Here is a 22213-nt window from a genome sequence, read left to right as displayed (position 1 = left end):
GTACTGCTGTCCGGCCCCCATCGCCATCAACCCATGGAAATCCGATAAACCCGCTCATCCAGTCTGGTCACCCCGGCCTGCAGGAACTTCCAGCTCTCCCCCAGCACATCCTGCTCCTGCAAGACCTCCAGCTTCCAGCTATTCCCCAGCAGCCGCTGCACTTCATCATCACTCACGGAAAATGGCGGGCCGGGCATTTCAGCCTGGTTGTACTCAAGGGTAATCAGCAACCCGACGCAGCGCGGCAGGATGCTTTGCAGGTGTGCCGTGTATCGCTCACGCATCTGCGCAGGCAAGGCAATCAACGCAGCCCGATCGTAAAGCGCCTCGCAATCATCCAGGTCATCCTGGCCCAAGGCAAAGAAATCACCGCAGCGGATTTCCATGTTTCCGGCACGGAACACCTTGAAAGCCCCCTCCTCGCTTACACTCGGCACCAACTGATGCTCATCGAAAAAATCAGTGATGGCCTTTTCCGACAGCTCCACACCCAATACCGAATACCCCTGCTGGGAGAGCCACAACAGATCCAGGGTCTTGCCACACAACGGCACCAGCACACGGCTGCCCTGCTCCAGGCCCATCTGCGGCCAGAAACGCTGCAGGTACGGGTTCACTTGCGATGAATGAAAGCCGATCTGATTCGTTGACCAACGCTTATGCCAAAACTCGGGCTCCATGACTCGCTCCAAAAATTCGATCAAAACAGGTTAAAACTTATATTAGATTTAGATCATTGACCTGACAGAAGATGACCACATCTTAACGCTCAGGAGCTCGTCCATGCTGCCCAGCCTGTTTATTTCCCACGGCTCGCCAATGCTCGCGCTTGAGCCCGGCGACAGCGGCCCGGCGCTGGCTCGCCTGGCTGCACAATTGCCCAGGCCCACGGCCATCGTCATTGTGTCCGCTCATTGGGAAAGCAGCGAGCTGTTGGTCAGCGCCAATCCACAGCCACGCACCTGGCACGATTTTGGCGGGTTCCCCCCGGCCCTGTACCAAGTGCAATATCCCGCACCGGGAGAGCCGGAACTGGCAGCCAGGGTGGCAGACCTGCTCAATGCCGCGCACCTGCCGGCGCGGCTCGACGTGCAGCGGCCATCAGACCACGGCGTCTGGGTACCGTTGTCCCTGATGTATCCCCAGGCCGATATCCCGGTGGTGCAGGTTTCACTGCCCAGCGACCAAGGCCCTGTGTTGCAGACGCGGGTCGGCCAGGCGCTTGCGAGCCTGCGCCAGCAGGACATCCTGCTGATCGGCTCCGGCAGCATCACCCACAACCTGCGCGACCTCGACTGGAACGCCGGCCCCGAGAGCGTCGAGCCCTGGGCAAAGGGTTTTCGCGACTGGATCGTGGAAAAACTGGCGGCCGACGATGAGGCCGCGCTGCATGATTATCGACGCCAGGCACCCAATGCCGTGCGCAGTCATCCCAGCGACGAGCACCTGCTGCCGCTGTATTTCGCCCGGGGCGCCGGCGCAAGATTCAGCGTGGTCCACGAGGGGTTCACGATGGGGACATTGGGGATGGATATCTACCGCTTCGATTGAGAGGACCGGGTCGCGCCCTTCGCGAGCAAGCCCGCACAGTGGGGTTTGGGGTTGTTGCGGATATCACGGTTGGTACAGGTCAAGTGTGGGAGCGGGCTTGCTCGCGAATGAAGCACCACCAATCAACCCGAAAGAACACCAGACGACAGGCAAAAAAAATCCCCGAACCAGTCGGGGATTTTTTCATGCTCGATCAATCAACCCAAGGGCCGATCAATCTTCGCGATAACGACGCAGCTTCAGTTGCTTGCCGGCTACGCGAGTGTCCTTGAGCTTGGTCAGCAGTTTCTCCAGACCATCTTCCGGCAATTCCACCAGGCTGAAGCTGTCACGCACCTGGATGCGACCGATGGCTTCACGGGCCAGGCCACCCTCATTGAGGATCGCGCCCAGCAGGTTCTTGGCGGCGATGCCGTCACGGGCACCCAGCGCGGTACGGCAACGGGCACGGCCTTCGGCCAGCGGGATCGGTGCACGACGCTCACGGTCGCCACGGTCCGGACGGTCCCCGCTACGCTCGGGACGATCGCCACGTGGTGCGCTGTTCGGCACCAGAGGACGCTCCTTCTCGATGGCAGCCAGGTTCAGTGCCTGACCATTGGTGGCCTTGCGCAACAGGGCGGCGGCCAGGGCGCGTGGGCTGCAACCGATGTCGGCAGTCAGGCGATCGAGCAGATCACCGTGGGTCGATTCGGCGTCAGCCACCAGCGGCGACAGGCTGTTGGTCAGCTTCTTGATGCGAGCATCGAGAACGGCCTGGGCGTCCGGCAGGCGAACTTCAGCCACCTTCTGCCCGGTGACACGCTCGATCACCTGCAGCATGCGGCGCTCGCGCGGAGTCACCAGCAGCAGCGCACGACCTTCGCGACCAGCACGACCGGTACGGCCGATACGGTGAACGTAGGATTCCGGATCGTACGGCATGTCCACGTTGAACACGTGGGTGATGCGCGGAACGTCCAGGCCACGGGCAGCCACGTCGGTCGCCACAACGATGTCCAGGCGGCCATCCTTGAGGGAGTCGATCACGCGCTCACGCTGGTTCTGGGCAATGTCACCGTTCAGCGCAGCGGCTTTGTAGCCTTTGGCTTCCAGGGCGCTGGCCAGGTCCAGGGTCGCTTGCTTGGTGCGCACGAACATGATCAGGGCGTCGAAGTCTTCCACTTCCAGCAAGCTGAGGACAGCGGATGTCTTCTGGTCGGCGTGAACCAACAGGTGGGCCTGTTCGATCGCGGTGACGGTCTGGGTCTTGCTCTGGATCTTGACGTGTTTCGGGTCCTTCAGGTGACGCTCGGCGATCGCACGGATCGACTGCGGCAGGGTGGCCGAGAACAGTACGGTCTGACGGGTTTCCGGCATGGCCTTGAAGATCACTTCCAGGTCGTCCATGAAGCCCAGCTTGAGCATTTCGTCGGCTTCGTCGAGAACCAGGTGGTTCACGGTGGCCAGGACTTTCTCGTCGCGACGCAGGTGGTCGCACAGACGGCCCGGGGTGGCGACAACGATCTGTGCGCCATTACGGATGGCTTTCAATTGTGGGCCCATCGGCGCGCCGCCGTAGACAGCCACAACAGTTACGCCCGGCATTTGCTTGGCGTAGGTTTCGAAAGCAGTTGCAACTTGCAGCGCCAACTCACGGGTTGGGGCCAGGATCAGAGCTTGCGGCTCGCGCTTGGACGGATCAATGCGGTGCAGGATAGGCAAGGCGAACGCGGCGGTCTTACCCGTACCGGTTTGCGCCTGACCAATCATATCGTGACCGGCGAGAATGATCGGGATCGACTGCTGCTGAATGGCCGAAGGCTCTTCATAGCCGGTAGCGACTACTGCAGCGACAATATTGGGATGAAGTTCAAGAGCGGCGAAGCCGCCGATTTCCTGGGTCATGGGTCTGCCTCTAAGTGCATCCGCAAAGACCCATGCTCCAAAGCTGCACATGCCGTGTTGAGACTCAAGAGTCGCCCTGGCAGCTTTGTCGGCGGGGATTTGCGAAAACGAATGAATGAAAAAGAACGTCGTGGAAGCATCCGTTGTGGGGACATGCAACCGAAGCTGGCTTCGAAAAATTGCGCTACCTTGACGCGGCCCGGCTAAAGGCCGGCGCGCACTATACCGGAATTCGCCTGAAAAGGGAGATTTTTTTAGAGCCACTAAACCGGTTCACCTATGTGGCGAGGGGATTTATCCCCGCTGGACTGCGAAGCAGGCCCATAGGGTTTTAAAGCCAACGCCTGCTTCGCAGCCGAGCGGGGATAAATCCCCTCGCCACAGGATTCTCGGTTGTATCAGGTTGCCGGTCGGATAGCCTTGATCAACGGCAGCAACGAATAACCCAATCGCGGTGCAAGCGCTTCGGCCCGTGCGGTCAGACCTTGCATATCCATCGCCTGTTCCAGGTCCGCCGGCACGATCAGGATCACATTGCCCTCCTTCACCGGCAATTCCCAGTAGTGCCGGTGATACAGGCCACGCAACAGCGCCGCGCCCAGCGGCTTGCCGTCGTCGGTGGCCCACTGGTTGATCACCAGCCAGCCGCCGGGGTTCAACCGCTTCTGGCAGTTTTCCAGGAAACCCCAGGCCAGGTGGCCCACACCGGGGCCTACATCGGTGTAGAGGTCAACGAAGATCAGGTCCGCAGGCTCTGCCGTTTCCAACAACTCCAGGGCATCGCCGACGCGGATGTACAGCCGCGGATCGTCATCCAGCCCCAGGTATTCGATGGCCAGGCGCGGCACATCGGGACGCAGTTCGATGGCCTCGACGTCCTCCAGCGGCAGGAACCTGAGGCAGGCCTGGGTCAGTGTACCGGCGCCCAACCCCAGGAACAGCGCGCTTTCCGGCTGCTCGTGGCACAACGCGCCGATCAGCATTGCGCGGGTGTAGTCATATTCGAGCCAGCTTGGATCGGCCGTGAACACGCAGCTCTGCTCGATGGCATCGCCGAATTCGAGAAACCGGTAATCGGCCACTTCGAGGACCCGGATCATGCCGAACTCGTCGTGCACCTCGGCGAGCAGATGCTCGACGCGCTCCTCTGTCATTTCATCTCCTGATGGCTGCCGGGCGGACGGCGGCAAAAGCGCGATTGTCGGCCAAGCGACGGGAACAGGTCACGCACTAATTTGCTGATAACATGGCTGTCCGAGCGTCAATCACCTAGAGATCATGATGAGCCAACCCTGGAGCCCTGACAGCTGGCGCGCCCTGCCGATCCAGCAACAACCCCGCTACCCCGACGCGGCGCACCTGCTGCAAGTCGAGCAGACCCTTGCCAGCTATCCGCCGCTGGTGTTTGCCGGAGAAGCCCGGGAACTGCGCCGCCAGTTCGCCGAAGTCACCCAGGGCCGAGCCTTTTTGCTACAAGGCGGCGATTGCGCCGAAAGCTTCGCGGAGTTCTCCGCGGCAAAGATCCGCGACACCTTCAAGGTGCTGCTGCAGATGGCAATCGTCATGACCTTTGCCGCCGGCTGCCCGGTGGTCAAGGTCGGACGCATGGCCGGGCAGTTCGCCAAACCACGTTCGGCCAACGATGAAACCATCGACGGCGTGACCCTGCCGGCCTACCGGGGCGATATCGTCAACGGCATCGGCTTCGACGAGCGGAGTCGCGTACCGGACCCGGAACGCCTGCTGCAGTCCTACCACCAGTCCACCGCCACCTTGAACCTGCTGCGGGCGTTCGCCCAGGGTGGGTTTGCAGACCTGCATCAAGTGCACAAGTGGAACCTGGATTTCATCGCCAACTCGGCTCTGGCGGAAAAGTACAGCCACCTGGCCGACCGCATCGACGAAACCCTGGCCTTCATGCGCGCCTGCGGCATGGACAGTTCGCCGCAACTGCGCGAAACCAGCTTCTTCACCGCACACGAAGCGCTGCTGCTCAACTACGAAGAAGCGTTCGTGCGCCGTGACAGCCTGACCAACGATTACTACGACTGTTCTGCCCACATGCTCTGGATCGGCGACCGCACCCGCCAGTTGGACGGTGCCCATGTCGAATTCCTGCGCGGCGTGAACAACCCGATCGGGGTCAAGGTTGGCCCGAGCATGGACCCTGACGACCTGATTCGCCTGATCGACGTGCTCAACCCGGACAACGACCCGGGTCGGCTGAACCTGATCGCGCGGATGGGCGCGAACAAGGTCGGCGATCATCTGCCCCAGCTATTGCGCGCCGTGCAGCGCGAAGGCAAGCAGGTGCTGTGGAGCTCCGACCCCATGCATGGCAACACCATCAAGGCCAGCAGCGGCTACAAGACCCGGGATTTCGCGCAGATCCTCGGCGAAGTGAAGCAGTTCTTCCAGGTCCACGAAGCCGAAGGCACTTATGCCGGCGGCATTCACATCGAGATGACCGGACAAAACGTCACCGAATGCATCGGCGGTGCGCGGCCGATTACCGAGGATGGACTGTCGGATCGTTATCACACCCATTGCGATCCGCGGATGAATGCCGATCAGTCGCTGGAGCTGGCGTTCCTGATTGCCGAGACGTTGAAGCAGGTTCGGCGCTAACGTCTTTCAAACGCCATCGCGAGCAGGCTCGCTCCCACAGGTGATTCGGTGCACACAATAGTTGTGAACAGCACGGTCAATGTGGGAGCGAGCCTGCTCGCGATGGGGCCCGATCAACCACCGTCGATTCCAGCCAACGCCCCCGCCAACCGAACCCCACTCGCCCGTTGGCAATTGAGCTGAACCCGCTCCAACCCCAACCAGTCGGCCATGCGCCGCAGATTCATCGCCAAGACCTGTATCCCCTCCTCGTCCAACCCCGGCTGCTCCTCATGCACGGCGTGCACCGCCAACCGGCCTTGGGCTCTCTCTGCCCGAAGATCCACCCGAGCAGCGATTCGTTCGTTGTGCAGGAAAGGCAACACGTAATAGCCATACACCCGCTTGTGGGCCGGGGTATAAATTTCCAGTCGATAACGGAAGTCGAATAGCCGTTCGGTACGATTGCGCTCCCAGACCAGCGAATCAAACGGCGAGAGCAAGGCGCTGGCTGTCACGTTGCGAGGAATTTTCCCACCCGGCAGACACCAGGCCGGCTGCTTCCAGCCTTGCACCTGGCAACGCAACAGCTCACCGTTTTCCTCCAGCTCGGCCAGTCGCCCACGGCTGTCGGTCGGATCGAGACGGAAATAATCGCGCAGGTCTTTTTCAGTGCCGACGCCCAATGCTCCGGCGGCATGCAACAGTAAGGCGCGTTGGGCCTGGGCCTCGTCCGGAACCGGTTGTTCCAGGACCGAGGCCGGAAGTACTCGCTCCGGCAAGTCGTAGAGCCGCTCGAAGCCACGCCGCCCGGCCACCGTGACCTCGCCCGCGGCGAACAGCCACTCCAGCGCGTGCTTCTCGGCACTCCAATCCCACCAGGGGCCAGCCTTTTCCGCCCGTGTGGATAGACTGCCGGCGCCCAGGGCGCCTTGTTCCCGGACTGCCGCCAAGACGCGGCGGATGACATCCTGCCGCTCGCGGCCGAAGCGCGCCAATTGCTGATAGATGCCTTCGCCACGTATCGCGCGGGTCATGCGCCAGCGCATCAGCGGATACATCGACAGGGGCAACAGCGACGCTTCGTGTCCCCAGTATTCGAACAGCGTGCGACGCCGCCCCTGGCTCCAGGCCGCTTGATCGAGCAGATCGGGGTTGTAATGACCGAGGCGGGAAAACAGCGGGAGGTAATGCGAACGCACCAGCGCATTGACCGAATCGATCTGCAGCACGCCGAGGCGTTCGATCAGGCGGTTGAGACGTGCGGGTTGCACCGAAGCCGGCGCCAGCCGCCCATTGAATCCCTGAGCGGCCAACGCCAGACGCCGGGCCTGTTTGAGGGTAAAGGACACAGTCGCGGGCATGGAGATCTCCTTCTCTGCTCGCAACCTACCTCACCAGTTACTGATTTGTGTAGGGAGGGATGGCTCATTTGTGCATTGGGTCATCCCAGAATGGCCGAACCACTTCCTGCTCTACATCTGCACGACTGACGCCGATGTCCTTGAGCGCCTCGTCGCTCAGACCGGCGAGCAATTCGCGCTCGTGGTGCAATTCATACCAGCGGCTAAACTTGTGCAGCAGGTCGCTGAGGGAAAAATGGAATGAATGTCTATCTATCGATACGTATCCTTTCTGACCTTTCATCGTGATGTCCTCCGTTGGGGGTGGTTCAAGTCTCGCCCCAAGGCTAAGATCAATCCAACGAATGTTTCTTATGCAATACATCTCGGAGATTGATCAATTGTCGAGTTACCCGAGCATCGATACGGAAGTGCTGCGGACCTTCGTCGCCATTGCCGACCAGGGCGGTTTTACCCGCGCCGGTGAATTGGTCAATCGCACCCAATCCGCCGTCAGCATGCAGATGAAGCGCCTCGAAGAAGATGTCTTGCAGCGCCGGTTGTTCGAGCGTGACGGGCGCCAGGTCAAGCTCACCGCCGAAGGCCAGGTGCTATTGGGTTACGCCCGGCGCATCCTCAAGCTGCACAGCGAGGTGTTCAACACCTTGCGTGAACCGCATATGGTCGGCACCGTGCGTATCGGCACGCCGGATGACTACGTGATGCGCTTTTTGCCCGGCATCCTGCAGCGCTTTGCCCAGTTCTATCCGCTGATCGAAATTGAAGTGCACTGCGAATCGTCCAAGCAGTTGCTGTTGCGCCAGGACCTGGACCTGTCCATCGTGACCCGTAAACCAGGGGATGAAATCGGCCAGTTATTGCGCAAGGAGCGCTTTGTCTGGGCCGAAGCAGCGTGTTTCAGCGCCCATGAGAAAACACCGCTGCCACTGGCGATGTTCAATAGCGATTGCTTCTGCCGGCAATGGGCCTGCAATGCCCTGGATGCCATGGGCCGCGAATATCGGGTGGCCTACAACAGTTCCAGCCTGTCGGCACTGATGGCAGTGGTGGGCGCGGGCCTGGCGATCACCGCGCAACTGGAAAGCCTGCTGACACCGGACATGCGCGTACTCGGCGAGGCCGAAAACCTGCCGGAGCTGCCTGAGGCCAGCATCATGCTGATCCGCAACCTGCACAATCCATCGCCCATCACCGAGTGCCTGGCCGAGCACATCGTTGAAGGCTTCAAACTTTAAAGGCGAGCAGCACTGCGCACAGCACCAGGAACCCGCAGAACAGTCCGCGCAATAGCCGCTCCGGCATCGCGTGGGCGACCTTCACTCCCCAACTGATGCTCAGCAAACCGCCGACGGCCAGTGGCAAGCCGATCCACCAGTTCACTTGATGGTGGAATGCATAGGTAGCGAGGGTAACGCCGGTGCTGGGCAATGCCAGCGACAGCGACAAACCTTGGGCGACTACCTGGGAGGTACCGAACAGGCTGGTCAGAACCGGAGTCGCAACGACGGCGCCGCCGACACCGAACAGACCGCCCATGGTCCCGGATGCCGCCCCCAATACCCCCAGCCATGGCCAGCCGTGGCGCATCTGCGCTGAAGCCGGTGCGGTGCCGGTAAACATTCGGATCAGGTTATAGGCCGCCAGGACCACCAGGAACGCGACAAATCCGACTCGCATGCTTTCGGCGTCGACACCTACGGCCCAGATCGAGCCGAGCCAGGCAAAGCAGAAGCCCATGGAAGCCAATGGCAGCACGTGACGCAACTCAATGCGATTGCGCTGATGATACCGCCACAGCGCGAGCATCACATTGGGGACCACCATCACCAGGGCGGTACCTTGGGCAATCTGCTGGTCCAGGCCGAACCATACGCCCAATACCGGAATCGCGATCAGCCCACCACCGATCCCGAACAATCCCCCCAAGGTGCCCAATGCAGCTCCCAACACCAGATACAATGCAACTTCGATCACGGACGTTCCCCCTTCATCAGGGCGTCTATCCTACGCAGTTGGTGTCAGTGGGGAAACGCAACATCTGATCAGAACGCAGGAATTATCTGGCGCCTTAAAGGTTCGCACGCTAGATTCGTTGGATTATCGATTGAAGGTTTTGCCATGAGCTCCCAGCGCGACACCCCCGAACCCTGCGAAGCCCTGTTGCTCGATAACCAGGTCTGCTTTGCCCTGCATTCCACATCGCTGATGATGACCAAGGTCTACAAACCGTTGCTGCAAGCCTTGGGCCTGACCTATCCCCAATATCTGGCGATGATGGTGTTGTGGGAGAAAGACGGCTTGACCGTCGGTGAAATCAGTACGCGCCTGCTCACCGACCCCGGCTCGCTGACACCCCTGCTCAAGCGCCTGGAGGCCGAAGGCCTGCTGAGCCGCACCCGCAGCCGTGAAGATGAACGCGTGGTGATCGTCGAACTCACCGAACAGGGCCGCACCCTGCGAGAGAAGGCCCTGGATATTCCACAGTGCATCCTTGGCGCCAGCGGCCAGACCATGGAACAGCTGAAGAAGCTGCAACTGGAGCTGCAGGCGCTGCGCAGCCACTTGCAGGACAGTCTGTAACCCCATCTCCAGGGGGCAGGTCTGCGAAGACATCAGCCCCTCTTCAACTGACCCACCGCTATCGCGAACAGGCTCGCTCCCACAAGGGGTTTGTGATGGACGCGTTTTCCGAGAACATCCCAGTACCACTGTGGGAGCGAGCCTGCTCGCGATGGCGTCACTCCAGCCTCCGCTAAAAAAATTTCATCCAATCAAACAGCTTTAACTCAAGGCTTTCATGGCTATTGAGTTTGAAAAGCAGAACCTCGACCAAAAATTTATCTTGCGCGCTAAATATTTGCTGACTATATTCTCTTCACACCTACTTAGCGCGCAAACATTTAGCGCGATAACACCACCCCAGAAACGAGGCTCTCACCATGCAAACTCTCTACACCGCAATCGCAACCTCCACCGGCGGCCGTGACGGTCGTGCGATCTCCAGCGACAACATCCTCGACGTAAAACTCGCCACGCCTAAAGAACTCGGCGGTGCCGGCGGTGCGGCGACCAACCCGGAACAACTGTTTGCTGCCGGCTACTCGGCCTGCTTCATCGGCGCCCTGAAATTCGTCGCCGGCCAAAGCAAACGCAAGATTCCGGACGACGCCTCGATCACCGCCCATGTTGGCATCGGTCAGATTCCCGGCGGTTTCGGCCTCGACATCGACCTGCACATCAGCTTGCCCGGCCTGGACCAGACCGACGCGCAAAGCCTGGTGGACGCGGCTCACCAGGTCTGCCCGTACTCCAACGCCACCCGCGGCAACGTTGATGTTCGCCTGCACGTGACCGTTTAAACCCACCGATCCGGACCGAATCAAGGAGACTCCCATGAACACGTTCACCAAGGCCCTGACCGGCACCCTTCTCGCACTTGGCGTCAGCAGCGCCTTCGCCGACGGCATCGTCGAGCACAATACCCAGGCGTTTCTCGACGCATTGAATGCCGGCACCGGCAAGCCCCTGGAACAACTGTCGCCGAAGGATGCCCGCGCAGTACTGGTCGGTGCCCAGGCGGGGGTGAAATTGGCCTTGCCGAAGGCGGATGTCAGCGAGAAGACCATCAAGGTCGATGGTCAGTCGATCAGCCTGACCATCGTTCGCCCGGCCGGGGTCAAGGGTGAGTTACCCGTGTTCATGTTCTTCCACGGCGGTGGCTGGGTCCTGGGAGATTTCCCGACCCACGAACGCCTGGTTCGGGACCTGGTGGCGGGGTCGGGTGCCGTGGCGGTGTTCGTCAACTACACGCCCTCCCCCGAGGCGCATTACCCGGTGGCGATCAACCAGGCCTATGCCGCAACTAAATGGGTGGCCGAGCATGGCAAGCAGATCAATGTCGACGGCAAGCGCCTGGCCGTGGCGGGTAACAGCGTCGGCGGCAACATGGCAGCCGTCGTGGCCTTGATGGCCAAGGACAAGGGCACGCCGGCGATCCGCTTCCAGGCGCTGTTATGGCCGGTGACCGATGCGAACTTCGAGACCGCGTCCTACAACCAATTCGCCGAGGGACATTTCCTCAGCAAAAACATGATGAAATGGTTCTGGGACAACTACACCACCGATGCCGGGCAACGTAACGAGATCTATGCCTCGCCGCTGCGAGCCAGCACCGCACAACTCAAGGGCCTGCCGCCCGCTCTGGTACAGACCGCCGAGGCCGATGTACTGCGCGATGAAGGTGAAGCCTATGCGCGCAAACTGGATGCGGCCGGTGTGCCGGTCACAGCGGTACGCTACAACGGCATGATTCACGACTATGGCTTGCTCAACGTGGTCAGCCAGGTGCCGGCAGTGCGTTCAGCAATGCTGCAGGTGTCTGAAGAGTTGAAACAGCATCTGAAATGAAGGATGGCGAGGGGACTGACAGGCCCCCGCAGAAATGAAAAAGCCCGACTCAATGGTCGGGCTTTTTTTCACACAAGACTTCGCTTATTTAGCGCGGCCTTTGTAGGAACCGCCTTCGCGGGTATCGATCTCGATCATATCGCCGATTTCGATGAAGTCAGCAACCGACAGCTCGGTACCGTTCTTCAGTTTGGCAGGCTTCATCACCTTGCCGGAAGTGTCGCCGCGCGCGGAACCTTCGGTGTAGTCAACCTGACGCACGATGGTGGTCGGTAGCTCTACGGAAACCAGACGGCCTTCGAAGAACACGGCTTCGCAGACGTCGGTCATGCCTTCTTCCACGAATGGCAGAACGCTTTCGATGTCTTCGGCGTTCAGCTCGTACATGGTGTAGTCAGTGGTGTCCATGAACGTGTAGGAGTCGCCGCTGATGAAGGACAGGGTCGCTTCCTTGCGGTCGAGGATCACGTCGTCCAGTTTGTCGTCCGCACCGTAAACGGTTTCGGTCTTGTAACCGGTCAGCAGGTTTTTCAGCTTGGTCTTCATGATCGCGCTGTTACGACCCGACTTGGTGAATTCAGCTTTCTGAACCAGCCAAGGATCGTTGTCGATACGAATCACGGTACCGGGTTTGAGTTCTTTACCAGTTTTCATTGCGAATATCCGAATTTGGATGGGATTTACAAAAATCTAGGCCGCGTATCATATCCAATTTCCATAAAACTTCACCAGCGCCGCGGCAAGATCGGGTCGCGAGGCCTGTTCCAGACACCATGCACGGGCATGTTCAGCCAGCGCCGGTTGCTGTTCGCAGGTGGTTTCCCAGTGTCCGGACATGTCCTGGCCGGCATTCCACGCCCGCCAGAGACCGCTCATCGCTTTTTCGGCCGGCCCTGGAAGCCCCTGGGTATATAGCCTGAGAAATGCGTCGAGCTTTTCCAGATGAACGTCTTCTTCCTGCTGGTAGATATGCCAGAGGAAAGGTCGACCTGCCCATTGGGCACGCACGAAAGAGTCTTCGCCGCGCACGGCATTGAAATCGCAGCACCAGAGCAACTGATCGTATTGGTCCTGCCGGAGGAACGGCAGCACCTGTACCGTAAGGGCGCCGCGTCGATGCAATGCACCGATCTTGAGGTTGGCAACCCCGAGCCAACGCTCGACATCTCCCAGCACCCGCCCTTCGGGAACCAGCACATGGGACGGCTGGGTATCTCCGGCCATCGCATCGAACCAGCTGGCCAGCCCGGCGTTTTCGTAGGCGAACAGCGAAATCAGCCGCGCATCCGGCGTCCGCTCGACGCCCAGCCCTTGCAGAAACATCCGTTGCGCCGCGATATCCTGCTGAAACTGCCGACGTCGCTCCAGTAATCCAGACTCGTGCAGCAAACCTCCGGTCCCCTCGCGAAAGCCGGGGAAAAAGAAATACTTCTGGACATGCCGGTATTTGACCGACGGCAACCCGTGGCAACCGGTCACCCAATCCTCGGCACTGAGGTAATCCAGGTTCATCCACAGCGGCGTGGTCCGGCGCTCCGCCATTGCGTCCATGTAGGCACCCGGCAACTGGCAGGCAAACGCGGCGATCACTACATCCGCGGCATCGGCGCCCGGCCAGTCCTTGGGCCAATGGCGAACATCCACGCCTTGTTGCCATTGCTCGGCCAGCGTCACGTCGACTTCCGGACACAGCCGTTCGAAGGCACGCAGATCATCGACCCATAGCCGGACCGCGCACTGGTGTTCGGCCACCAATTGCCGCGCCAGGCGCCAGGTGACGCCGATGTCGCCAAAGTTATCGACGACGGTGCAAAAAATATCCCAACGCACGGCCATTCCCGATTCCCTGTGGCAAAGCCTTGATTGTCCCGAATAAACCGATGATGCAGAAGAGCCGACGGCGATTAATCTTCATGCGACAATCGTCGCCTATCCATGCCCTTGCCAGGAAGCAACCATGCCCGATCACCCTCCCGCCCCGCGCCTCACCGCCTTGCAACTGACCGTCAGCATCGCCCTGGGCCTGTGGCTGGGGTTCCTCGCCATCGTGCTGACGGGCTGGTTGCTGTCGAAATTCGTCCTGGGTGAACAACTCGCCCCGGTAGCTGCCGCCGTGCATCAACTGGCGCAACCTCCGATCGTGCAACCGCCTCCCGAGCCGCCGAGTCCCATGTTCGAGCAATACCAGCAGAACCTTCAGCGCAACGAACAACGACAGGCCCTCGACCAGGCCCGCAGCAACCCGCGCAATCAGTCCAACTCCAAATGCCAGTTCTGGCTGGAACAGGACCGGAACGCGCCGAGCGAGAAGACCCGCGCCAACGTTTTGCAATTCTGCGACTGATCATGAACAAACAGACCGTACACCAGTTGATCCTCGACAAGCTCAAGGTCGATCTCGATATCGCCGAACGCGCCGCGCAGACTGCCTACGAAACCGCGACCCACGAAGAGAACATCGCCGAGAACAAATACGACACCCTGGGCCTCGAAGCGTCCTACCTTGCCGCCGGACAGGCCAGGCGCGTGGAAGAAATCCGTCAGGCCCTCGCCCTCTGCCAGAATCTGACCCTCAGAGCCTATGACGAGCAGCGTGGCATCCAGGTGGGAACCCTGATCGGGCTGGAGGATGAAGACGGGCGCCAGCAATGGCTGTTCCTGGGACCGGATGCCGCAGGATTGAAAGTGTCGCTGGTGGGGCAGCCGATCACCGTCATCACCCCTCGCTCACCGCTGGGCCGAGGCCTGCTGGGCAAGTTCGAAGGGGATGAAGTGGAGATCGTCGTAGCGGGCGCCCGGCAACAGTTCGCTATCACCGAAGCGATCTAGTGGCCTGTATGGCTAATTCGTGTACCCGGATTAACGTACAGGCCCCTGGCGGGTGTCAGTGCACAGGTAGCTCGACGCCCTCGAACAGCTCTTCGAGTTCCTGCTTGTTGTGACACTGGATGGCCTTGGCCATGACGTCCCGGGTCAGGTGCGGCGCGAACTTCTCGATGAAATCGCACATGAAACCCCGCAGGAATGTGCCACGACGGAAGCCGATCTTGGTCACGCTGGATTCGAACAATTCGCTGGCATCCAGCACCACCAGGTCGCTGTCGAGCTTGGCATCGACAGCCATCTTCGCCACGATGCCCACACCCAGGCCGAGGCGCACATAAGTCTTGATCACGTCGGCGTCGGCGGCAGTGAACACCACTTTCGGCGTCAACCCGCGATGGCTGAAGGCCTCGTCGAGTTTCGAGCGGCCCGTGAAGCCGAACACGTATGTCACGATGGGGTATTCGGCCAAGGCTTCCAGGGTCAACTTCGGCAGCTTGGTCAACGGATGGCCCTGTGGTACGGCCACGCAACGGTTCCAGCGATAGCAGGGCATCATCACCAGATCGCCGAACAATTCGAGGGCTTCGGTGGCGATGGCAAAATCCACCGTACCGTCAGCAGCCATTTCGGCAATCTGCATCGGCGAGCCCTGGTGCATGTGCAGCGCCACGTCCGGGTATTGCTTGATGAAGTTGCTGATCACCGGAGGCAGTGCATAGCGCGCCTGGGTGTGGGTGGTGGCGATCGACAAGGTGCCTTTTTTCTCGTTGGAGAATTCCTGGGCGATCTGTTTGATACTTTCGACCTTGCGCAGGATCTCGCCGGCCGTGGTGATTATGCGCTCACCGGCCGGCGTCACGCGGGTCAGGTGTTTGCCGCTGCGGGCAAAGACTTCGACGCCCAGTTCGTCTTCCAATAGGCGGATCTGCTTGCTGATGCCAGGTTGTGACGTGTAGAGGCTTTGTGCGGTAGCGGAAACGTTGAGGTCGTGGTGCGCCACTTCCCAGATGTAGCGCAGTTGTTGAAGCTTCATATGTATCCCTCAAAGCAGTTGGACGCCACGGGCGCCAGCGGCGACATATAACTATATGAATGGTCGCAACAATAAATCTAGAACTTTTTATAAAAAGGCCATCATTAAGCCTCAAGCTTCCCCTTGGCGCCGACGCTGTACCAGCGGCACCATATAGACCGGCACCCGAGCCAACTGCAAAACCCGGGCGGCGGTCCTGCCCAGGGGCGTCTCACCGCTGGCCCCCTGGCAGTGACTGCCCACGATCAGCAAATCGACAGAGAGTTTCGCCGCCTGTTCGAGAATGACCTGGGAAGGATCGCCCTGAAACACCCTGACCGACCTGATCAGCTTCAAATCCTGCTGCCCCTCCCCCAACTCCTCCCGGAAACTGTCGAGAACCCGTTGTTCGATATTGGCCATCACCGTATTCAGACCCTGTCGATGAAATTCGTTCAGCGCCTGCTCGTCGAGATAGCTTTGTAACACCGATTCGGCGAACAGCCCCATCGGTTCCACCGCATGCACTACATACAACTCGGCTTCAAACGTCCGTGCCAACGCCAAGGCATGCTGCATCACATAAGGGGCGTAGAGCCCCAAGTCTGTGGCGTACAGCATCGAGCGAATCATGTGACCTCCTCGCGTGCCAGAATGGCGGAGATGGATTCAGCTTAGCAGTGCCTTGAAGAGTGCGACGGGCCCGGAAAAACCGGACAGTCAGGGCTTCACTTCGTTACTGATACCGTGGGGCACATGACCGGTGGCGACCACCTCGCGAGCCAGTTCGCAATGGCCCGTCTGGTCGTCGAAAAACACATCGGCGGCAAAGGCTTCGAGAAACGCAGACTTGGTCAGGCCACCGAGAAACAGCGACTCGTCCAGGCGGATGTCCCACTCGCGCAAGGTCCGGATAACCCGCTCGTGGGCCGGTGCCGAACGGGCGGTGACCAGTGCCGTGCGGATCGGACAGGCGTCTTCCGGGAACTCCCGTTGCAGTGCGTTGAGCGCCGCCAGGAAGCCCTTGAATGGCCCGCCCCGCAATGGCTCGCGGGCAGACTGCCGCTCGCTGGCCTGGAACGCCTCCAGACCGCCGGTCTGATAGACCCGCTCCGACTCATCGGAAAACAGCACCGCATCGCCATCGAAGGCAATACGCAGTTCCTCACTGGCGGCGCGGCTTGCACCGCCCGACAGGATGGTGGCCGCAGCAAAGCCCGCGTCCAGGGCACTGCGTACGTCTTCGGCATGGGTGGACAAGAAAAGATCACAGCCAAATGCCTTGAGGTAAGGATAAGGACTGCGCCCGCCGACGAACGCAGCGCGGGAGATCGCCAAGCCATAGTGGTGAATCGAGTTGAACACCCGCAAGCCCGTGTCGGCGCTGTTGCGCGACACCAGGATCACCTCGACCCGGGCACGCCCCAGATGCTGGTTGAGGCTCAGCAACTTTTGCACGAGGGCGAACGCATCGCCGGGTTCGAGAACTTCGTCTTCATGTTCGATCTGGTACTGCCGATAGGCCTCGACGCCGCTCGACAGGTACACCTTGTGACTTTCGCTCAGATCGAACAGAGCCCGCGACGAAATCGCCAATACCAGCTTGTCATCGATGTTGCTAGCCATATCGCTCCCCCTTCGCCCGATCAGCGGTTGCGCCGGTCCATGAACGCCAACGCCTGGTACAAGGCTTCGATTTTCGGCAGCTCACAGCCCACCGCTTTCGCCGACGCCAATGGTCGGCCGTAGATCGCATCCAGTTCCAGAACACGTTTGTGGGAATAATCGTGATACATGCTCGGCCAGTAATCGGGCATCCTTTCGGTCATCGCGAACAAATACCCGGCGTAGTCCGGTGCAATGTGATGTCCGCAGGCCCGGGCACCGCGCACCACCTCAGCCATCAGCGTCTGGATCAGCCCGCGGCTGTGGTGGTCGGCCATCAGCGGCGTGGTACTGGCCCCCAACAGCACCGAAAGACCGTTATAGGGCACGTTCCACACCAGTTTCTGCCAGCGCGCCTGTTGCAGGTCGGGCATCGCCTGGGCATCCACGCCGGCGGTACGGAACAGCGCTGCCGCCGCTTCGGCAAGCGTCATGCGTTCAGCCTGGTCGTAACAAGGGCCGCTGTGATAACCGACATTGACCGAGCCGAGGGCCTGGTGGGTGATGACGCCTGGGCCAACGCGGTGCACGCAGATCAGGCACAAGCCTCCCAACAGATGCAGCGATTCAGGCAGCAAGGGACGAAGCGCCTCTTCGACATCGAGGCCGTTCTGCAGCAGCAGGACCTTCGCGCCGTCAGCCGCCGCCTGGACGATGGCCGGGGCCAGGTCGGCATTGCTGGTGGTTTTGGCACCGACCAGCAGCCAGTCGCAGGGCGGCATGTCCGCCGCGCTGTAATACACCTGGACCGGATCGAGGTTCAAGGGCCCGTGGACCGCGCTGTCAATACGCAAGCCGTTCTCGGCCACCGCTGCGAATTCGCTGCGCAACAAAAAGTGCACATCAAAACCGGCGCGCGCCAGCATGACCCCGTAGAACCCGCCGATTGCCCCGGTACCGATAATCCCGATCCGGGGCTTTACGCCTGCCTGCATCTTTGCGACTCCTCTGGTAAAGCTGTGGGAGCAAGGCTTGCCCGCGATGAAGTCTACGCGGTTTACCATGGAACCGAGGCGCCTTCATCGCGGACAAGCCTTGCTCCCACAAAAGCTGGGATAAATCCCCTTTAAACCAGCCCCTGCCCATTGTCGAGCAACCTCGTAACGCGATAAGGTTCGGCTCCCCGACGCGCTTAAATCCGCTGTGCACCGCCGCGCGGGGATCGCTGGCGGCCGGCACCCGTGACCTGACGAGTAACACGATGGCTGATTTACCGATCAATGACCTTAACGTCGCCTCCAACGAGACCCTCATCACGCCTGACCAGCTCAAGCGCGATATCCCCCTGAGCGACGCTGCCCTGCGCACCGTGACCAAGGGGCGGGAAGTCATTCGCAACATTCTGGACGGCACCGACCATCGCCTGTTCGTGGTCATCGGGCCCTGCTCGATCCATGACATCAAGGCTGCCCACGAATATGCCGAGCGCCTGAAAGTGTTGGCGGAGGAAGTCTCCGACACCCTGTATCTGGTCATGCGGGTGTATTTCGAGAAACCGCGGACCACCGTCGGCTGGAAAGGCCTGATCAACGACCCGTATCTGGACGACTCGTTCAAGATCCAGGATGGCCTGCACATCGGTCGCCAACTGCTGCTGGACCTGGCCGAAATGGGCCTGCCCACCGCAACCGAAGCCCTCGACCCGATTTCCCCGCAATACCTGCAGGACCTGATCAGTTGGTCCGCCATCGGCGCGCGCACCACCGAATCCCAGACCCACCGTGAGATGGCCTCCGGCCTGTCTTCGGCCGTGGGCTTCAAGAACGGCACCGACGGCGGCCTCACCGTCGCCATCAACGCCCTGCAATCGGTTTCCAGCCCACACCGCTTCCTCGGCATCAATCAGGAAGGCGGTGTGTCGATCGTCACCACCAAGGGCAACGCCTATGGTCACGTGGTGCTGCGCGGCGGCAACGGCAAGCCCAACTACGACTCGGTCAGCGTCGCGCTGTGTGAACAGGCGCTGAACAAGGCGAAGATCAAGCCGAACATCATGGTCGACTGCAGCCACGCCAACTCCAACAAGGACCCGGCGCTGCAACCCCTGGTGATGGAGAACGTGGCCAACCAGATCCTGGAAGGCAACCAGTCGATTATCGGCCTGATGGTCGAGAGCCACCTGAACTGGGGCTGCCAGGCGATCCCGAAAGACCTCGCCGACTTGCAGTATGGCGTCTCCATCACCGACGCCTGCATCGATTGGAGTGCGACCGAGAACACCTTGCGCAGCATGCACGCCAAACTCAAGGACGTGCTGCCAAAGCGTCAGCGCAGCTGATCGGCCATTTCATCGCACAATAAAAAACGCCGGGCTTTCAACCCGGCGTTTTTTATTGTGGAATCCGTTGCGTCAGAGCTTCGCCGCGTGCCGCTGGTGACGCTCCATGTAGCGCTCCACGTAAGAGCAGGACGGGATCACCGTGTACCCCATGTCCTCGGCGTATTGCAGCGCCTTTTCGGTAAGGGCCGCCGCAATCCCTCTGCCACGCAGAGCGTTGGGCACGAACGTCCGATAGATATCCAGGGTCTGTTTGCCCAGGTCCATATAGGTCAGATAGGCACGATGACCGTCCACAGTGGTCTCGAACTGATGACCAGCCTGGTCATGGTGGATGGACAACGCCTCGCTCATCACTACTCCTCGCGGGTCTGAATGCTGACCCCTACCTTACCGATGTTTTTCCGGCGAAGGAACATCTACGCCACCCCGTGCCTGTCCGGTCACCGAGCGCAAAAAATCAATCACTCAAACCCGAGCACGTCGTGAATAGTAGGCATCAATGACGCAAATGCTCAAGACACACCTGTGATCGGAGGGCAGCCTCGTCGGATTTAGCGACTTGAACGCCACCGTTGCGCTGAAGTCAGCGAAGGCGCAATAGCTGAACATCGCCAGTTGTTGAGTCTTGAGACGAGCGCGCGTAGTTAAAGTCACCAGGCCTTACCAATAAAGATGGCGGAACGCTGCGCAAAAAATGAACAAAAGTGTAACCGTATCAATAAACAGCGACTTTAGCGCCCCCGCAAGAGTTCCTCTCGCCAGCGGAACTTTTGTGCACTGGCGTGCTCCATTCAAGGGCCTGGCGCTGTATATTTTTCAAACAACAGCAAGAAAAATTGCTCGAAAAAGAATCACCGCCTACAATTTTTTTGCTTCTTGCGCTACGTCAGTTTACTTACTACAAGTAATGGGTAGTATGTACGCCGGCTAACTCCTCACTCTGAGGAGACAGTCACTTAATAGAAAGTCCTTGAAGGGGAAAACGATGAACAACGTTCTGAAATTCTCTGCTCTGGCCCTGGCCGCAGTTCTGGCTACCGGTTGCAGCAGCGCATCGAAAGAAACCGAAGCACGTCTGACTGCTACCGAAGACGCAGCAGCTCGCGCCCAAGCTCGTGCAGACGAAGCCTACCGTAAAGCTGATGAAGCTCTGGCTGCTGCTCAAAAAGCACAACAGACTGCTGACGAAGCTAACGAGCGCGCTCTGCGCATGCTGGAAAAAACCAGCCGCAAGTAATAGTCCTTCGGGATTGTTATCGAGCCGACCCATTTTTGGGTCGGCTTTTTTATTGCCCGACGTTTCCCACGGCAATAAAAAACCCGCCGGCGTCGCGAAACCCCGGCGGGCCGAAACAGGACCTTATTGTTGCAAGTCGATCGGTGCGCTCGACACCATCGGCGCAGCAGTATTCGGAACAGCGATCTCGACCGGCAGGCCATCTTCGGCGGCCACCACGTCACGCACCACGTTCCAGTCCATGCGCAGGTTGCTGGTAATGTCTTCACGCTTGAGCATCGCGTTGATCACCGCGGTGTGCTTGTCCACCACCGATGGGTCGCCCTTGTCGTCGACCGGTGTATGAGCTTCCAGGTAAACCTTGCCACCGCTCAAGCCCAGTTTGTAGGGGTCGTTGATGATCCGCACCGACGTACCTACCGGAACCATGCTGGCCATCTGCAGGACGTTGTTGTTGAACATACGGAAGCAACCGTGACTGGTACGCGTGCCGATGCCGAATTTCTTGTTCGAGCCATGGATCAGGTAGCCCGGGGTGCCCAGTGTGAACTTGAATGGCCCCAACGGGTTATCGGGACCCGCCGGTACCACGCTTGGCAACGGGTCGCCGTCGGCGGCATGTTCGGCCCTGATAGACGCTGGCGGGGTCCAGCTCGGGTTCGGCGTCTTGGCAATGATGCTCGTGTGGGCGACTGGCGAGCCCCAACCTTCACGACCAATCCCCAGCGGGAAGGTGTAGACCACGTTCCGGCCCTTGGGGAAGTAGTAGAGGCGGTACTCGGCAAGGTTGATCACGATGCCTTCGCGCGGACCTGGCGGCAGGATGAAACGGGTCGGCAGCACAATTTCCGTACCGGCTCCCGGCAGCCAGGGGTCGACGCCCGGGTTGGCAGCGACCATCTCGGTGTAACCCAGGTCATAGGTGGTACCCAGGTCGGCAAAGGTGTCTTCGTACTTGGCCTTGATCACCTGCACCTGGCCGACGATGTCCTCACCCGGCGGTGGCAGAGGCAGCTCCAGTGCAGCAACGGGCCCCGCCATACACAGGGCGGCAAGAGACAGGCAGCGGGCGACGGCAGGCAAGCGCAGCAACATCCGGGACATCCTTCGCAGATCGAATAGAGGTATTAAAACGGCGATTGTACACCGCAGGCCGGTATTACGGGGAGAGCGGCGATGGTGCGTCCGATATGCGTCCTGTGGGAGCCGAGCTTGGTCGCGATAGCGGTGGGTCTGGTTGCATTGCCATTGAATGTGCCGACGTCATCGCGAGCAGGCTCGCACAGGGGATTGGCATAGTTCTCGGATGTTGTGACCAACCCGCAATCAGGGTGGCCGGGAGCGGGCTTGCTCGCGAAGGCGGAGTGTCTGTCACA

Annotated in this window: 23 protein-coding genes and 1 pseudogene; 10 read left to right on the top strand and 14 right to left on the bottom strand. The window is 60.1% G+C overall.

What is annotated here, in order from left to right; translation table 11 throughout:
* Positions 1-26: 26 nt before the first annotated feature.
* Positions 27-680 (bottom strand): thiopurine S-methyltransferase, encoded by a 654-nt coding sequence (locus QZH45_RS10310; protein ID WP_053193571.1) that lies wholly within the window; start codon positions 678-680, stop codon positions 27-29.
* Positions 681-783: 103 nt separating this feature from the next.
* On the opposite strand from QZH45_RS10310, the gene QZH45_RS10305 reads away from it, so the two are divergent.
* Positions 784-1551, top strand: coding sequence for a DODA-type extradiol aromatic ring-opening family dioxygenase (locus QZH45_RS10305; RefSeq protein ID WP_055136913.1), 768 nt, complete (start codon positions 784-786; stop codon positions 1549-1551).
* 213 nt (positions 1552-1764) lie between these two features.
* On the opposite strand, the pseudogene QZH45_RS10300 reads toward QZH45_RS10305, so the two are convergent.
* Both QZH45_RS10300 and QZH45_RS10295 read right to left on the bottom strand, forming a co-directional pair.
* Positions 1765-3472 (bottom strand): annotated as a pseudogene (locus QZH45_RS10300) (DEAD/DEAH box helicase).
* Positions 3473-3836: 364 nt separating this feature from the next.
* On the bottom strand, positions 3837-4592 hold the full coding sequence (locus QZH45_RS10295) for a spermidine synthase (RefSeq protein ID WP_053193579.1): 756 nt from the start codon (positions 4590-4592) through the stop codon (positions 3837-3839).
* A 127-nt stretch (positions 4593-4719) separates the two neighbouring features.
* Between QZH45_RS10295 and QZH45_RS10290 the strand changes: the two genes are divergently transcribed.
* On the top strand, positions 4720-6066 hold the full coding sequence (locus tag QZH45_RS10290) for a class II 3-deoxy-7-phosphoheptulonate synthase (protein WP_024776696.1): 1347 nt from the start codon (positions 4720-4722) through the stop codon (positions 6064-6066).
* Between the two features lie 113 nt (positions 6067-6179).
* On the opposite strand, the gene QZH45_RS10285 is transcribed toward QZH45_RS10290, so the two are convergent.
* Both QZH45_RS10285 and QZH45_RS10280 read right to left on the bottom strand, forming a co-directional pair.
* Positions 6180-7409 carry a winged helix-turn-helix domain-containing protein gene (locus QZH45_RS10285; RefSeq protein WP_055136077.1) on the bottom strand — a complete coding sequence of 410 codons (1230 nt, stop codon included), beginning with the start codon at positions 7407-7409 and terminating at the stop codon, positions 6180-6182.
* Between the two features lie 64 nt (positions 7410-7473).
* Positions 7474-7692, bottom strand: a complete 219-nt coding sequence (locus QZH45_RS10280) for a DUF1127 domain-containing protein (RefSeq protein ID WP_041020071.1) — start codon at positions 7690-7692, stop codon at positions 7474-7476.
* A gap of 97 nt (positions 7693-7789) precedes the next feature.
* On the opposite strand from QZH45_RS10280, the gene QZH45_RS10275 reads away from it, so the two are divergent.
* On the top strand, positions 7790-8644 hold the full coding sequence (locus QZH45_RS10275; RefSeq protein WP_024776693.1) for a LysR substrate-binding domain-containing protein: 855 nt from the start codon (positions 7790-7792) through the stop codon (positions 8642-8644).
* Here the strand turns inward: QZH45_RS10275 and QZH45_RS10270 are convergent.
* On the bottom strand, positions 8634-9383 hold the full coding sequence (locus QZH45_RS10270; RefSeq protein ID WP_024776692.1) for a sulfite exporter TauE/SafE family protein: 750 nt from the start codon (positions 9381-9383) through the stop codon (positions 8634-8636). The two genes, QZH45_RS10275 and QZH45_RS10270, sit on opposite strands and share 11 nt — an antisense overlap.
* A gap of 144 nt (positions 9384-9527) precedes the next feature.
* On the opposite strand from QZH45_RS10270, the gene QZH45_RS10265 reads away from it, so the two are divergent.
* The 3 genes from QZH45_RS10265 to QZH45_RS10255 all read left to right on the top strand — a co-directional run bounded on the left by QZH45_RS10265 (position 9528) and on the right by QZH45_RS10255 (position 11816).
* Positions 9528-9989, top strand: a complete 462-nt coding sequence (locus QZH45_RS10265) for a MarR family winged helix-turn-helix transcriptional regulator (protein ID WP_024776691.1) — start codon at positions 9528-9530, stop codon at positions 9987-9989.
* 359 nt (positions 9990-10348) lie between these two features.
* On the top strand, positions 10349-10768 hold the full coding sequence (locus QZH45_RS10260; RefSeq protein WP_024776690.1) for an organic hydroperoxide resistance protein: 420 nt from the start codon (positions 10349-10351) through the stop codon (positions 10766-10768).
* Positions 10769-10802: 34 nt separating this feature from the next.
* Entirely contained in the window at positions 10803-11816 is a 1014-nt protein-coding gene (locus tag QZH45_RS10255; protein WP_024776689.1) for an alpha/beta hydrolase, read from the top strand.
* An 84-nt stretch (positions 11817-11900) separates the two neighbouring features.
* On the opposite strand, the gene QZH45_RS10250 is transcribed toward QZH45_RS10255, so the two are convergent.
* Both QZH45_RS10250 and earP read right to left on the bottom strand, forming a co-directional pair.
* A complete protein-coding gene (locus QZH45_RS10250; RefSeq protein ID WP_007955690.1) occupies positions 11901-12470 on the bottom strand; it encodes an elongation factor P in 570 nt (189 codons plus the stop codon).
* A 48-nt stretch (positions 12471-12518) separates the two neighbouring features.
* The gene (gene earP, locus QZH45_RS10245; protein ID WP_055136079.1) at positions 12519-13652 is read right to left on the bottom strand and encodes an elongation factor P maturation arginine rhamnosyltransferase EarP; all 1134 of its coding nucleotides are present in this window, start codon (positions 13650-13652) and stop codon (positions 12519-12521) included.
* Between the two features lie 121 nt (positions 13653-13773).
* Here earP and QZH45_RS10240 point away from each other — a divergent pair, with 121 nt between their 5' ends.
* Positions 13774-14160 (top strand): cytochrome b/b6 domain-containing protein, encoded by a 387-nt coding sequence (locus QZH45_RS10240; RefSeq protein WP_055136080.1) that lies wholly within the window; start codon positions 13774-13776, stop codon positions 14158-14160.
* 2 nt (positions 14161-14162) lie between these two features.
* The gene (locus tag QZH45_RS10235; protein WP_024776686.1) at positions 14163-14645 is read left to right on the top strand and encodes a GreA/GreB family elongation factor; all 483 of its coding nucleotides are present in this window, start codon (positions 14163-14165) and stop codon (positions 14643-14645) included.
* A 55-nt stretch (positions 14646-14700) separates the two neighbouring features.
* Here QZH45_RS10235 and cysB read toward each other — a convergent pair whose 3' ends face one another.
* From cysB to QZH45_RS10215, 4 genes are all read right to left on the bottom strand, one after another.
* On the bottom strand, positions 14701-15675 hold the full coding sequence (cysB, locus tag QZH45_RS10230; protein WP_024776685.1) for an HTH-type transcriptional regulator CysB: 975 nt from the start codon (positions 15673-15675) through the stop codon (positions 14701-14703).
* Positions 15676-15786: 111 nt separating this feature from the next.
* Positions 15787-16287, bottom strand: coding sequence for a universal stress protein (locus QZH45_RS10225; protein WP_055136081.1), 501 nt, complete (start codon positions 16285-16287; stop codon positions 15787-15789).
* A gap of 87 nt (positions 16288-16374) precedes the next feature.
* Positions 16375-17280 (bottom strand): 5'-nucleotidase, encoded by a 906-nt coding sequence (locus QZH45_RS10220; protein WP_024776683.1) that lies wholly within the window; start codon positions 17278-17280, stop codon positions 16375-16377.
* A gap of 20 nt (positions 17281-17300) precedes the next feature.
* The gene (locus tag QZH45_RS10215) at positions 17301-18254 is read right to left on the bottom strand and encodes a putative 2-dehydropantoate 2-reductase (protein ID WP_055136082.1); all 954 of its coding nucleotides are present in this window, start codon (positions 18252-18254) and stop codon (positions 17301-17303) included.
* 266 nt (positions 18255-18520) lie between these two features.
* On the opposite strand from QZH45_RS10215, the gene QZH45_RS10210 reads away from it, so the two are divergent.
* Positions 18521-19597 carry a 3-deoxy-7-phosphoheptulonate synthase gene (locus QZH45_RS10210; protein ID WP_024776681.1) on the top strand — a complete coding sequence of 359 codons (1077 nt, stop codon included), beginning with the start codon at positions 18521-18523 and terminating at the stop codon, positions 19595-19597.
* Between the two features lie 72 nt (positions 19598-19669).
* On the opposite strand, the gene QZH45_RS10205 is transcribed toward QZH45_RS10210, so the two are convergent.
* Positions 19670-19951 carry a GNAT family N-acetyltransferase gene (locus tag QZH45_RS10205; RefSeq protein ID WP_024776680.1) on the bottom strand — a complete coding sequence of 94 codons (282 nt, stop codon included), beginning with the start codon at positions 19949-19951 and terminating at the stop codon, positions 19670-19672.
* Between the two features lie 634 nt (positions 19952-20585).
* Here QZH45_RS10205 and oprI point away from each other — a divergent pair.
* Complete coding sequence (gene oprI, locus QZH45_RS10200) at positions 20586-20837, top strand: outer membrane lipoprotei OprI (protein WP_024776679.1); 252 nt, start codon at positions 20586-20588, stop codon at positions 20835-20837.
* 123 nt (positions 20838-20960) lie between these two features.
* Here the strand turns inward: oprI and QZH45_RS10195 are convergent, their stop codons facing one another.
* Positions 20961-21932 (bottom strand): L,D-transpeptidase family protein, encoded by a 972-nt coding sequence (locus QZH45_RS10195; protein ID WP_024776678.1) that lies wholly within the window; start codon positions 21930-21932, stop codon positions 20961-20963.
* Positions 21933-22213 lie beyond the last annotated feature (281 nt).

Origin of the sequence: Pseudomonas corrugata, assembly GCF_050920615.1 — a bacterium.
In the GTDB taxonomy this organism is placed as follows: domain Bacteria; phylum Pseudomonadota; class Gammaproteobacteria; order Pseudomonadales; family Pseudomonadaceae; genus Aquipseudomonas; species Aquipseudomonas corrugata.
This window is presented reverse-complemented; position numbering and strand designations above follow the sequence as displayed.